We start from the raw sequence: 13,593 nt of genomic DNA, 5'->3' as shown, positions 1-13,593 counted from the left end.
CATGAAAGGCGCGGTGCAGCAAGAGCCCGCTTATGTGGTCCATCGGCGACCCTGGCGCGAAACCGCCTTGCTGGTGGATCTGTTTACTCTGAATCACGGCCGCATGAGTGTGGTTGCCCGCGGTGCCAACAGCACCAGGAGCCCGCTCAAGGCCCAGCTGCAGCCATTCCAGCCGTTATTAGTGGACTGGACCGGCAAGAGCGACCTGAAAACCCTGGTGCAGCTGGAAGTGCGCAGTGCGCCAGCGGTCAGCCAACCCCGCGCACTGTACAGTGGTTTCTACATCAACGAACTGGTGCAGCGGGTGTTGCCGGTGGCCGATCCCTCCCCCGCGTTGTTTGCCAGCTATATTGAAACCCTGCAGGCCCTGGCGGATCTGTCTTCACAGGACGATGTCGAGCCTTTACTGAGGCGTTTTGAGCGGGCGTTCGCAGCCTCGCTGGGCTACGATTTTGCCTGGGACGAAACCACGGATACCGGTATGTCTGTACAGGCGGGGGAGCTCTATGGCTACGACCCGGGCCAGGGGATCGTTTCCAATCTCGCGCCCGAGCTGCCATTGCGCCAATTGCCGGGTGAGGCATTGCTGGCACTGGCGGCCGGCGATTTCATAAGTGAAGCGCCCCGTAAAACCGCCAAGCGCGTCATGCGGGTGCTGGTGGATTACCTTTTGCAGGGCAGGCCGCTGCACAGCCGATCCCTGTTCAGTCATTCGAATCCGTCATCTGGGAGAGAATCATGAATACCCGAGTCCTGCTAGGAGTGAATATTGATCATGTGGCCACCTTGCGTCAGGCCCGGGGTACCCGTTACCCGGACCCTGTGCAGGCGGCGTTGGTGGCGGAAGAAGCCGGTGCCGATGGTATCACCATTCACCCCCGTGAGGATCGCCGGCATATCCAGGACCGGGATGTGCTGCTGTTGCGGGAAGTACTGCAGACCAAAATGAATCTGGAAATGGCGGTGACCGACGCCATGCTGGCGTTCGCCGAGCAGGTGCGCCCGGAATGTGTTTGCTTGTTGCCGGAGAAACGCGAGGAACTCACCACCGAAGGTGGACTGGATGTGGATGGCCAGGAAGAGCGGGTGGCCAAGGCCTGTGATCGTCTGGCAAAAATCGGCGCCGAGGTTTCGTTGTTTATCGATCCGGACCCGGTACAGATCGACGCGGCGGTGCGCTGCGGAGCGCCGGTGGTGGAGTTGCATACCGGTGAATACGCCGAGGCAGGGGAGCCCGAAGCGGTGGAAGCCTCATTCAAAGTGCTTGCCGATGCCGTGGCCTATGCCCGCAAGAAGGGGCTGATTGTGAATGCCGGCCATGGTCTGCATTACCACAACACCGAGCGGGTGGCCGCTATCCCGGGTATCAATGAACTGAACATCGGCCATGCGATCATCGCCCGTGCCGTCTTTACCGGCCTGAAAGATGCGGTCCGGGACATGAAGGCGATTCTTGACCGGGCCAGGGCCTGATCAACAGTCAGGTGGTTTCCGGCTGGCGCTGCTGTTCCCGGAACAGTTGCTGCCAGTCGGTCTGCTCACTCCAGATCTGCAGCCGCTCCATGGCCGAAATCAGTTGATCTTTTAACAGCTCACGATCCGGAGCCTCGCACTTCAGGGCGGTCTCGAACCGGTTGGCGGCTGTGCGCAGTTCGGGAACGCCGCAGTACCGGGTGGCCCCGTGAAGCTTATGCACGCACTCAAGCAGGGGCTCGTTGTCGCCGGTCTGCCAGAGCGCCTGAATCCGGTCGATATCGGTGTGTAACTGCTCCAGCAACATACTGAACAGCTCCTCCGCCAGATCGGCCTTGCCCGCCGCCAGTTGAATGCTCTCCTCTACACTGACGCAGTCCTGCTGCATCCGGCGATTTGACGGCCGCAGTGTCCGGCGGGTATCCCGTACTTCGGAGATCCGGAAGCGGTCGGCGCTATTGGTGCAGTCGTAGCCGGTGTATTCGCGAATCAGTTCCACCAGTTGGCTGCTGCTGATCGGCTTGGGCATATAGCCGTCGAAGCCTTGTTGCGCCAGCCGTTCCTGTTCGTCCGCCAGAGCGTGGGCGGTCAGGGCAATAATGGGGGTGTGGTGTGAGCCGCTGTCCAGATCACGGATGCGGGCCGTGGTTTCCACGCCGTCCATCCCCGGCATCTGCAGGTCCATGAACACCAGGTCAAACGCCTTCTGACGCACCTTGGTCAATGCCTCGAACCCGCTGGAGGCGCCTTCGGCTTCCAGGCGGCAGTCATTGAGCAAGGTCATTACCAGTTTCAGGTTGGCTTCGTTATCGTCCACCGCCAGAATGCGGGGCGTGCCGGAACCACTGTCCTGCCGCAGTGGCAGCGCGGCTTCCGGCGCGCTTCGGTTGCCCGACTGAATGCCATGGATCAGCAGCAGCAGTTCATCGTAGAGGGCGTCCCGGCAGACCGGTTTGGTCAGGTGGCCGCTGGCCAGGCCCGACAGCGGCGTGTCGTGGGTTTCCAGAGTGGGCGTCAGCAACAGGGTGCGGCAGTCACGTTCCACTTCCAGGGAACGCACCAGGTTGCAGTACTGGCTGGAGTTGAGCAGGTGGCGGGTAATGCCGATGATGGCGCCGGCGTAGCCTTCCTGCCTCCGTTGCGCCTCTTCTATCTGTTCCTGCAGTGCTCCGGGTGAGGCAACCCGTTCAACGGCCACGCCCCAGTCCCTTAACAGGTGCTCCACCGCCAGCCCGGTGGTCTTCTGGTGTTCGAGATAGATGATCTTTTCGCCCCGGAGCGCCTCTTTGGGGCTGGAGCTGTCGCCGGTTGAGGACAGTTCCGGCGTCAGGGTAAACCAGAATGTGGAACCTTTGCCCAGCTCACTTTCCAGGCCGATCTTGCCGCCCATTTCTTCCACCAGCCGTTTGGAAATCGCCAGCCCCAGACCGGTACCGCCATACTGGCGGGCAGTGGAGGCATCGGCCTGGCTGAAGGCGTTAAACAGTGACTGCTGCTGGGCACGTGAAAGACCAACGCCGGAATCGGTGATGCTCAGGCGCAGAGTAACCCGGTTATGCTCGGCATCTTCGTCTTCCAGACTCGCCCGTAATACCACTTCGCCGGTCTGGGTGAACTTGATGGCATTGTTCACCAGGTTGGTGATCACCTGCTTGACTCGCAGCGGATCCCCCATGATGTTGTCCGGTACATCGTTGTAGACCAGTGGCACCAGGTCCAGGTTTTTAGCGTGGGCAGCCGGTGCCAGCATGACCATCACTTCCTCAACGATATCCCGGAGCTGGAACGGCACGCGGTCCAGTATCAGTTTGCCGGCTTCGATCTTGGAGAAATCCAGAATGTCGTTAATGATGGTCAGCAGGATTTCCGAGGATTTGCGGATGGTGTTCAGGTGGTCGCGCTGCTGGCGGGGCAGTGGGCTTTTCAGCAACAGCTCGGTGAAGCCGATGATGCCGTTCAGCGGCGTCCGGATTTCATGGGACATGTTGGCCAGGAACTCGGATTTGATCCGGCTCGCTTCCAGTGCTTCCTTGCGGGCAAAGTCCAGTTCGATATTCTGGATTTCAATGGTCTCCAGGGTCTCCCGCAGGTCTTCGGTGGCCTGGTCAATGTTCTGTTGCATTTCGGCCTGGGCCTTACTCAATTCCGAGGCCATATCATTGAGCCCCGACTCCAGCTGTTCGAACTCCGGGCCGGCACTGGTGTAAACCCGGGTGTCGAGCTTGCCTTCCTTGAGTTTGGCTACGGCTTCGTTGAGCTGGAATACCGGGTCGGTGAAGGCGCGGCTCAGCCGCAGCGCGATGGCAAGACTGAGCAGGACACCACCGATCACCAGCAGCAGCGAGATCAGCAGCGCCTTGTAGGTTTCCTTTTCCGTGCGCACGTGGGACATCTCTACGGCAACCCAGCCCAGCGGGGCCTGGCGTTCCGCCGCAGACTGGCGGGCGTCCGGGTCCAGCATGGTCTCGATCATCAGATCCTGAAGGTGAACCGGCGTGACAAAACGAGTGCTGCTGTCGTGGGTCAACCGGATCGGCTGGTTGGGTTCCAGCGGTGCCATCGCCACGGTTTCAGCGCTGCCTGGGCCAGTATGAAGCATGCGCTGGCCATCGCTGCCATAGAAGGTGATGGAGCGAACATCCTGTTCTTCAAGAAGGGCGTTGGAGAGGCTGCTCAGCAGGCTGCGATTGGCCGTGAACAGGCCGTATTCAGAGCCTGCGGCAAGCTGTCGGGACAGGGACTCACCGCGATCCTGCAGCAGGTTCTCAATGTTGTTCACCCAGCTGTAGGTAAAGAATAGCCCTAACAACAGCGTGGTGAGCAGGGTGGGAACCAGAGTTACCACCAGTACTTTCTTGCGAATGCCCCAACGTCGCATACCGTGTTCCTGTAAAATTACCTTGTCCGCCGGCAGGGAGCGCCTGCTGGTGGATACTTCCTTGTCAGCATAGCTGAACGGCAATGATATAACCGTGGCCGTTATCCCGGAAACAGACAGTTATAGCCGCAGGTCATGGATATAGCGACAAGCTGTATTGGGACAAGGCGGCCATAACGCGTATGATTCGAATCCGAAAGTGTATCACAGGGTATCAATATGATTTTCCCCACCATTGAAGATTATGTCGGCCATACACCCCTGGTGCGTCTGCAGCGTCTGCCGGGAGACACCAGTAACGTCATCCTGGCAAAACTGGAGGGGAACAACCCGGCAGGTTCGGTGAAAGACCGGCCGGCTTTGAGCATGATCCAGGAGGCTGAACGCCGGGGCGAGATCAAGCCCGGGGACACCCTGATTGAAGCCACCTCCGGCAATACCGGTATCGCGCTGGCCATGGCCGCGGCCATCAAGGGCTACCGAATGGTGCTGATCATGCCTGATAACCTGAGTGAGGAGCGCCGGGCCTCCATGCGTGCATACGGCGCCCAGGTGGTGAACGTTTCCCGTGAGCAGGGCATGGAAGGCGCCCGGGATCTGGCCATTCGAATGGAGGCCGAGGGTAAGGGCAAGGTTCTGGACCAGTTCAGCAATGCCGATAACCCTTCGGCCCACTATCACACCACGGGCCCGGAAATCTGGGAGCAGACCGCCGGGCGGGTTACGCACTTTGTCAGCTCCATGGGCACCACCGGTACCATCATGGGCGTGTCCCGTTACCTGAAAGAGCGCAATCCCGATATCCGTATTATCGGCCTGCAGCCAGAGGATGGGGCTTCGATTCCGGGTATTCGCCGCTGGCCGGAGGCTTACCTGCCGAAAATCTACGATGCCAGCCGGGTCGACCAGGTTCTGGATATTGGCCAGCAGGAAGCCGAGGACACCATGCGGGCACTGGCCGAGCGAGAGGGCATTTTCTGTGGTGTGTCCTCCGGCGGTGCCATTGCAGCGGCCCTGAAATTGTCCCGTGAGGTTGAAAACGCCGTGATCGTGGCCATTATCTGTGACCGCGGAGACCGTTACCTCTCCACCGGTGTGTTTCCCGGCGCCTGAGTGGCCCCCAATCAAGAGAATTCTATATGAGTAAGCGTCGCCGCAAGGTTCTGCCCAAGGAGCCCGTGCGTTGTGAAATCGAGACCCTGAGCCACGATGGCCGGGGCATTGCCCGCGCTGATGGCAAAACCCAGTTTGTTGACGGAGCCCTGCCGGGCGAAACCGTGATGGCCAAAATGGTCAGCACCCGCAGCCGGTTTGATGAGCTGCGCACAACCGAAGTGCTGGAAGCAGCGCCTGACCGCCAGCAGCCACCCTGTGAGTTTGCCGATCTTTGCGGTGGTTGCAGTCTTCAGCACATGAGCGCCGATGCCCAGATACGGTTCAAGGAAAATACCCTGCGCGAGCATTTTGCCCACTTTGGGGGCATTGAACCGGAGCAGTGGGTGGCTCCGATGCGTTCTCCGGATAGCCTCGGCTATCGTCGCAAGGCGCGGCTGGGCGTACGTTATGTGAAGGCCCGGGAGTCGGTGCTGGTTGGTTTCCGGGAGAAGCGCAATAGCTTTCTGACCGATATTGACCGCTGCGTGGTACTGGATCCCCGGATCGGTGAGCGAATCGAGCCTCTTCGGGAGTTGCTGCATGGCATGGCGGCATTTGACCGGATTGCCCAGGTAGAAGTGGCCTGTGGCGATGATACGGCTGCCATGGTGTTCCGGAACATGGATGACCTGGTGCCGGACGACCGGGAAAAGCTGATCGCCTTTGGTCAGGCCCATGACTTGCATATCTATCTGCAGCCCAAGGGCCCGGACACCGTGCACCGGATCTGGCCGGAATCGGGCGGGCGGGACGATGAACGCCTGACCTATCGTATGGATGAGTTTGACCTCACCATGGCCTTCCATCCCATGGACTTTACCCAGGTGAACGCCGGCATCAACCGCAATATGGTACACCGTGCGGTCGAGTGGCTGGACGTCCAGCCCGGAGAGCGGGTACTGGATCTGTTCTGCGGCCTGGGCAACTTTACGCTGCCACTGGCCCGCAAGGGCGGGCAGGTTGTGGGTGTGGAAGGCGACGATGCCATGGTGGTTCGCGGCCGTGAAAACGCCCGCCTGAACGATCTCTCCAATGTGGAATTCCACGGGGCAGATCTGCACGGGGATTTCACCGGGCAATCCTGGGCAAAAGAGGGTTTTGACAAGATTCTGATCGATCCACCCCGTTCGGGCGCGGAGGAGATCTGTAAGTATCTGACTGCTTTCGGTGCCAACCGCATTGTTTACGTGTCCTGCAACCCCGCTACCCTGGCGCGGGATGCCGGGGTGATGGTGCGCAACGGTTATCGGCTGGTACAGGCCGGTGTGATGGATATGTTCCCCCATACCACCCACGTTGAGTCCATTGCGTTGTTTGAGCGTAGCGCAGACTGACCGGGTTTAGGGGGTATGCAACGGAACGGCCAGGATGGCCGTGAGAATAACCGAAAAACAAATGGGTAAAGCTCTGCCATGGTAAAAGTTCGGGAAGACTATTCGATCAGCGGTGATGGCGAGGTCGATATAGACCGCTGCGTGCAGCACATCGCTGAACAGACTCATCTCGAGGATCCGGATCAGCTTCGGCGGGCTTGTGAGAAAGCCGCCCAGATTGCCGTTCAGGCGTTCCGGGAAGACCGTTTGTGGGCGCCCGGAGCCAGCAGTTTCCGGACCGGTCTGGAAATGGCGCAGGTTTTGGCAGAGCTGCATCTTGATCAGGCCAGCCTGGTTGCCGCCGTGCTCTATCGGGCGGTGCGTGAAGAACGGGTGCCGCTTGAAGAGGTTCGCAAGGAATTCGGCGATGAAGTGGCGGGGCTGATTAACGGCGTGCAGCAGATGGCTGCGATTTCGTCCATCCATCATCCGCTCAAGGGCAATGTCCTGGGGCAGAGCGAAGGCCAGTTGGACAATGTCCGCAAGATGCTGGTCACCATGATTGATGACGTTCGGGTGGCGCTCATCAAACTGGCAGAGCGCACCTGCGCTATCCGCGCAGTGAAAGATGCGCCGGAAGAAAAACGCATGCGCGTGGCCCGGGAAGTCTTCGACATCTATGCTCCGTTGGCGCACAGGCTCGGTATCGGCCACATCAAATGGGAGCTGGAAGATCTCTCGTTCCGCTACTTGCATGGCTCCGCGTACAAGAAAATCGCCAAGTTGCTGGATGAGAAACGGCTAGACCGTGAAAGCTACATCCGCCGGGTGATTGATACCCTGCAAACCGAGCTCAAGGCTTCCGGTATCAAGGCCGAGCTCAGCGGGCGGGCCAAGCACATCTACAGTATCTGGCGGAAGATGCGTCGTAAGGGAATTGATTTTTCCCAGGTATACGATGTCCGTGCCGTGCGCATTCTGGTGCCGGAAGTACGTGATTGCTATGGCGCGCTGGGGATTGTTCACACCCTGTGGCGCCACATTCCCAACGAGTTCGATGACTACATTGCCAACCCCAAGGAGAACGGTTATCAGTCGCTTCACACGGCGGTGATCGGCCCGGAAGGCAAGGTCATGGAGGTGCAGATTCGCACCCATGCCATGCATGAAGAAGCGGAACTGGGCGTATGTGCCCACTGGCTGTACAAGGGCACCGATACCAGGAACAAATCCACCGGCTACGACGCCAAGATCAACTGGTTGCGCCAGGTTCTGGAGTGGCAGGAGGAGCTGGGCGACATTTCCGGACTGGCGGATCATCTGAAATCAGACGTGGCCTCAGACCGGGTGTATGTGTTTACGCCGGAAGGCCATGTGGTAGACCTGCCCCAGGGCGCCACGCCGGTGGATTTTGCCTACCGGGTGCATACCGAAATTGGTCATGCCTGCCGGGGTGCCAGGGTGAACAGCCGCATCGTTCCGCTGACTTACCCGCTCAAGACCGGGGATCAGGTATTTATTCTGACTTCCAACAATCCGGCTCCCAGCAGGGACTGGCTCAACCCGAGCCTGGGCTATATTCAGACGTCCAGGGCCCGGGCGAAGGTTACACACTGGTTCAAACAGCAGAACCGTGACCGCAATGTCATTGACGGCCGCGCTATTCTGGAAGACGAGTTCAAGCGCCTGTCGCTGTTTGATGTGGAGCTGGAACAACTGGCGGCCAAGGTCAACTACCACAGCATTGATGATATGTTTGCCGCCATCGGGGCGGGAGATCTGCGGCCTACTCATGTGGCCAATGTGGCTCAGCAACTGTTGGAGCCCCGGTCCGAACAGCTGGATCTTAAGCTGACCCCGAACCGGAAAAAGCCCTACGACACTGAATCCGATATCCAGATACTTGGTGTTGGCAAGCTGAAAACCCAGGTGGCCAAGTGCTGCAAACCGCTGCCCGGCGACCCGATCGGAGGCTATATCACCGTGGGCCGCGGCGTGACCGTGCATCGCCAGGACTGCCTCATGTTCCTGAACCTGCGGGAATTTGAACCGAACCGCATCATTGAAGTGAACTGGGGCGGGCAGCCGGCGGCGGTCTATCCAGTGGATATCGAAATCGAGGCCTATGATCGATCCGGTCTGCTGCGAGACATCACCCAGGTGCTGTCTTCGTCCCGCAGTGATGTGTTGTCTCTCAACACCGTGACCAACAAAGACGAAAACACGGCCACTATGCGGGTGACGGTGGAAATCTCCAGTCTGGAGCAGTTGGCGCGGCTGCTGGCCCAGATTCGGAACCTGCCGAACATCATCGACGTAAGGCGGAAACGCGGATGAGTTACAGCATCGAAGATCTGAAACACCTGATGGCCCGGCTCCGGGATCCGGACACCGGTTGCCCCTGGGACACCAAACAGACCTTTGCCAGCATCGTGCCTCACACGATTGAAGAAGCTTACGAAGTCGCTGACGCCATCGAGCAGGAGGATTTCCCACATCTGAAAGACGAACTGGGAGATCTTCTTTTCCAGGTCATCTTCTATGCCCGCATGGGAGAAGAAGCCGGCCACTTTGAGTTTGATGGCATTGTTGACCATTTGGTTCGCAAGCTGGTTCGGCGCCATCCCCACGTGTTTCCGGGGGGCACGCTGGAGAGTCGTATCGATCCGGATAATCGACCCGACGAAGCCTGGATCAAGGAAAGCTGGGAGCGCATCAAGGCCGAGGAGCGTGCTGAGAAGCCGGTGGCGGATACTCCGGCCAGCCGTCTGGACGGTATTGCCCGCACTCTGCCGGCCATGGCCCGGGCGGAAAAACTGCAACGGCGTGCGGCCCGGCATGGCTTCGACTGGCCGGATATCGGCCCGGTGTTCGACAAACTTCACGAAGAGATCGACGAGCTTAAGGAAGCCTGGCAAATGGCCGAGGCCGGTACCGGAGATCTGGATGCGGTTGAGGACGAGCTGGGTGACCTGCTGTTTGTTTGTGTAAATCTGGCACGTTTCCTGAAAGTAAATCCCGAGCAGGCCCTGAAGCGAACCAATCACAAGTTTGATGCCCGGTTCCGTGCCATTGAGCGGGTGCTGGAAAAAGAAGGTCGTAATCTGGATGAAGAAACCCTGGAAGCGCTGGATGCCGTGTGGCAGAGCGTGAAAGGGGTGGAAAAGGAGTAGGGAAGCGGAACTGGAAACCGTCACCGATAGGTACAATCCGTTACCAATTTTCCGTCACCGGCCTGTCATTCTTCGTCTACACTTCCGGGAACAGTCGCACTGAAAAAGTGCGTTGTGCCATCAAACAAGATGCAGGAGTGAAGGCACCATGAAGATCAAAGATCTGGTCAAGCACTGGGATAAACACGGCCGTGGAAGACTGACCCGGGATGCCGCCTATCTGTCTTTGGCTGACCAGCATCATGACCGTTTGCAGAAGCTTGCGGCACTGTATCCGATGAAGTCCACTCAGGATCTGATGCGGGATCTGATCTCCGCGGCTCTCGACGAGCTGGAAACCAGTTTCCCCTACGTTCAGGGTGAGAAGGTTGTGGCTTACGACGAGGATGGCTTTGAAATCTATGAGGACAAAGGCCTGACACCGCAATTCGTTGCCCTGAGCCAGAAACACATCAAGCGCCTCAAGGCCCGCCAGTTGGAGTCGGTTGCCTGACGGTTGCCAACACCCATTGCCATATTTTGTAACAACAACGCCGGGCTTAGCCCGGCGTTGTTGTTTGTATTACGACTTCTTCTGTTCTGCCAATCGATCTTTCAGCGGGCCCTGGCTGATCAGGTCGTCCAGAGCGGCGGCAATCATGTCGTTCAGGATCTCACTTTCGCTCCGGTCCGGGTAGAGTTCCGCCAGGGCCGCAATCCGTGCGGCATCTTCCAGAGGCAGGCGCAGGTTGTATTCATGGCTGCGCTCCTGGGCCTGTTTTTCCTTTTCCCAATGCTGGGGCAGTTCGGTCACTTTCATGTCAGCTCCTGAGCGAAGTGGTTGAATCGTCAATAGACTTTCTGCGTTGCTCCCTAGTATCGTAAGTTTAGATTGTTTCCGTCAATTCAGAAGGAACCTGCCGTGACCGAACTGCACCCGGATCTTCGAGAAAACGTACGTTTGCTGGGCGATCTGCTTGGCCAGAGCATACTCCGATTCCCCGGACAGGACTGCTACGACCGCATTGAAGAAATCCGCGCCGCCGCCAAGGCTGACCGGCGCCAGGAAAGTGGTTCCGGACAACGCCTGGTGAAACTCCTGGGCCAGCTCAGCGATGATGAGCTGCTGCCGGTGACCCGAGCCTTTAACCAGTTTCTCAACCTTGCCAACCTGGCTGAGCAGTACCATGGAATTCGTCGCAAGCAGGGGCATCCGTCAGATCTGATGGTGGAATCCCTGGGGGACGTGTTTGATCGGCTGAAGTCCGGGGGGATAGACCCGCAAGAGTTGCATCGGAAGGTTGCAGATTTACGCATAGAGTTTGTGCTCACCGCGCACCCCACCGAAGTGGCCCGGCGTACATTGATCCTCAAGTACGATGAAATGTCCGATTGCCTGTCGAGGCTGGATCATGACGACCTGATGCCCGGTGAACGGGAGGAAATCGTTGACCGGTTGTCGCTGTTGATTGCCGAGGCCTGGCATACCGACGAGATTCGGCATGAAAGGCCGACCGCCGTGGACGAGGCCAAGTGGGGCTTCGCCGTTATCGAGAACAGTCTCTGGCAGGCGCTGCCGAAATTTCTCCGTAGCCTGGATACCTCGTTGTCGGAGGCGACCGGTCAGGGGCTTCCGTTGCAGGTGTCGCCGATCCGTATTGCTTCGTGGATGGGGGGAGACCGGGATGGCAACCCCAATGTCACCCACGAAGTGACCCGGGAAGTGTTCCTGCTCGGTCGCTGGATGGCCGCAGATCTCTATCTGCGCGATATCCAGGCGCTGAGAGCAGAGCTTTCCATGTGGCAGGCAAGCGATGAATTGCGGGCCGAGGTAGGAGATTCCCGGGAGCCGTATCGCCAGGTGCTGGCCCAATTGAGGGAGCGCCTGATCAAGACCCGGGACTGGGCCGAAGCCAGCGTCAAGGGCGAGCCGGCAGACGATTCGGGCATTCTGTTCGAGAATGAGGATCTCACCGGGCCGTTGGAATTGTGCTATCGCTCCCTGATGGAGTGCGGGCTGGAAGCCATTGCCAATGGTCCGCTGCTGGATACCATTCGCCGGGCTCATACCTTCGGACTGCCACTGATCCGACTGGATATCCGCCAGGAGGCCTCACGCCACGCCGAGGCGGTAGCAGAGATGGTGAACTACCTGGGGTTGGGTGACTATCTGTCCTGGTCGGAACAGGAGCGCCAGGCGTTTCTGGTCAAGGAACTGAAAGGGCGGCGCCCCCTGGTGCCCCGGAATTGGCAACCCTCCGAGCCGGTGCGCGAGGTGCTGGCAACCTGCGAGGTGGTCGCTGGCCAGACACCGGAAGCCCTGGGTTCCTATGTGATTTCCATGGCCAGCAAGCCCTCGGATGTTTTAAACGTGATTTTGCTGCTGCGGGAAGCGGGGATGGCGTTCCCCATGCGCGTCGTACCGCTGTTCGAAACGTTGGATGATCTCAAGGGGGCACCCGACAGTATGGCGGCCCTGTACGAGGTGGACTGGTATCGGGAATACTGCAGCGGACGCCAGGAAGTCATGATCGGCTATTCAGACTCCTCCAAAGATGCCGGCCAGTTGATGGCGGCCTGGGCCCAGTACCAGGCCCAGGAGAAGCTGACCGAAGTGGCCAATCGATATGGAGTGCATCTGACTCTGTTTCATGGCCGCGGCGGCACCGTGGGCCGGGGCGGTGGTCCGGCGAATCGGGCGATTCTGTCCCAGCCGCCGGGCTCGGTGAACGGCAGCTTCCGGATTACCGAGCAGGGCGAGATGATCCGCTTTAAATTTGGTCTGCCGAGGCTGGCGGTGCAGAGTCTGACCCTCTACACCACCGCGGTGATTGAGGCGACCCTGGCGCCACCACCTGTGCCAAAGGATGAGTGGCGCGAGGTGATGGACTGGCTGACCGAGCGTTCGCTGCGGTCCTACCGTGAGGTGGTCCGTGAGAATCCCGATTTTGTGCCTTACTTCCGCCAGGTCACACCGGAAACGGCTCTGGGTAAACTAGCCCTTGGCAGCCGGCCGGCCCGGCGCAAGGCCACAGGGGGCGTTGAAAGCCTGAGAGCCATTCCGTGGATTTTTGCCTGGACCCAGATGCGGTTGATGCTGCCCAGCTGGCTGGGCAGTGATGTTGCCCTCGAAGAGGCGGCCCAGGCGGACCGCCTGCCCGAGCTGCGGGAGATGATGCAGGGCTGGCCGTTCTTCCGCACCTACGTGGATATGCTGGAAATGGTCCTCGCCAAGGCAGATTTGCGTATTGCCAGCTATTACGAGCAGACCCTGGTTGAGGACGAGCGCTTGCTGGCGCTTGGCCAGAGCCTGAGGCAGCGTTTGCAGGGCTGCATTGAGCGTCTGCTGGAGCTCAAACAGCAACAGACTCTGCTGGAGCAGGAGCCGGTGTTTGCCCATTCAATGAAAGTCCGGAATCCCTACACTGATCCGCTGCACTATCTGCAGGCAGAATTGCTCAGGCGTGACCGGGAAAGCGAGGGGGCAGGAAAGGTGCCGGAAATGGTCGAGAGGGCGCTGAAGGTGACTATGGCCGGAATTTCTGCCGGTATGCGAAATACCGGTTAAGGTGCATAATAAGGCCGGGGCCGGACAGCCCCGGCCCATTTGCTTTAAGGAGTT

The 13,593-nt window shown here is 59.2% G+C and carries 10 protein-coding genes; 8 read left to right on the top strand and 2 right to left on the bottom strand.

Going from position 1 to position 13,593, the window contains the following annotated elements; translation table 11 throughout:
* Position 1: 1 nt before the first annotated feature.
* Both recO and pdxJ read left to right on the top strand, forming a co-directional pair.
* Positions 2–742: a DNA repair protein RecO gene (gene recO / locus ACSSVV_RS06135; RefSeq protein ID WP_454105739.1), complete on the top strand. Its 741-nt coding sequence runs from the start codon at positions 2–4 to the stop codon at positions 740–742.
* Positions 739–1,473, top strand: a complete 735-nt coding sequence (pdxJ, locus tag ACSSVV_RS06130) for a pyridoxine 5'-phosphate synthase (protein WP_454105738.1) — start codon at positions 739–741, stop codon at positions 1,471–1,473. The genes recO and pdxJ overlap by 4 nt, the downstream gene beginning before the upstream one ends.
* A 7-nt stretch (positions 1,474–1,480) precedes the next feature.
* On the opposite strand, the gene ACSSVV_RS06125 is transcribed toward pdxJ, so the two are convergent.
* The gene (locus ACSSVV_RS06125; RefSeq protein WP_454105737.1) at positions 1,481–4,351 is read right to left on the bottom strand and encodes an ATP-binding protein; all 2,871 of its coding nucleotides are present in this window, start codon (positions 4,349–4,351) and stop codon (positions 1,481–1,483) included.
* Between the two features lie 219 nt (positions 4,352–4,570).
* On the opposite strand from ACSSVV_RS06125, the gene cysM reads away from it, so the two are divergent.
* The 5 genes from cysM (at position 4,571) to ACSSVV_RS06100 (ending at position 10,485) form a co-directional block, all read left to right on the top strand.
* Positions 4,571–5,464, top strand: a complete 894-nt coding sequence (gene cysM, locus ACSSVV_RS06120; RefSeq protein WP_011785707.1) for a cysteine synthase CysM — start codon at positions 4,571–4,573, stop codon at positions 5,462–5,464.
* 26 nt (positions 5,465–5,490) lie between these two features.
* Complete coding sequence (gene rlmD / locus ACSSVV_RS06115) at positions 5,491–6,840, top strand: 23S rRNA (uracil(1939)-C(5))-methyltransferase RlmD (RefSeq protein ID WP_014420778.1); 1,350 nt, start codon at positions 5,491–5,493, stop codon at positions 6,838–6,840.
* A gap of 78 nt (positions 6,841–6,918) precedes the next feature.
* The gene (gene relA, locus ACSSVV_RS06110; RefSeq protein ID WP_023007928.1) at positions 6,919–9,156 is read left to right on the top strand and encodes a GTP diphosphokinase; all 2,238 of its coding nucleotides are present in this window, start codon (positions 6,919–6,921) and stop codon (positions 9,154–9,156) included.
* Positions 9,153–9,992 carry a nucleoside triphosphate pyrophosphohydrolase gene (gene mazG, locus ACSSVV_RS06105; protein ID WP_023007929.1) on the top strand — a complete coding sequence of 280 codons (840 nt, stop codon included), beginning with the start codon at positions 9,153–9,155 and terminating at the stop codon, positions 9,990–9,992. The genes relA and mazG overlap by 4 nt, the downstream gene beginning before the upstream one ends.
* 148 nt (positions 9,993–10,140) lie before the next feature.
* A complete protein-coding gene (locus ACSSVV_RS06100; RefSeq protein ID WP_011785703.1) occupies positions 10,141–10,485 on the top strand; it encodes a hypothetical protein in 345 nt (114 codons plus the stop codon).
* 69 nt (positions 10,486–10,554) lie between these two features.
* On the opposite strand, the gene ACSSVV_RS06095 is transcribed toward ACSSVV_RS06100, so the two are convergent.
* The gene (locus ACSSVV_RS06095; protein ID WP_011785702.1) at positions 10,555–10,791 is read right to left on the bottom strand and encodes a hypothetical protein; all 237 of its coding nucleotides are present in this window, start codon (positions 10,789–10,791) and stop codon (positions 10,555–10,557) included.
* Between the two features lie 102 nt (positions 10,792–10,893).
* On the opposite strand from ACSSVV_RS06095, the gene ppc reads away from it, so the two are divergent.
* Complete coding sequence (ppc, locus tag ACSSVV_RS06090) at positions 10,894–13,539, top strand: phosphoenolpyruvate carboxylase (RefSeq protein ID WP_023007930.1); 2,646 nt, start codon at positions 10,894–10,896, stop codon at positions 13,537–13,539.
* Positions 13,540–13,593 lie beyond the last annotated feature (54 nt).

It is taken from the genome of Marinobacter sp. MBR-105, from assembly GCF_053628895.1.
This window is presented reverse-complemented; position numbering and strand designations above follow the sequence as displayed.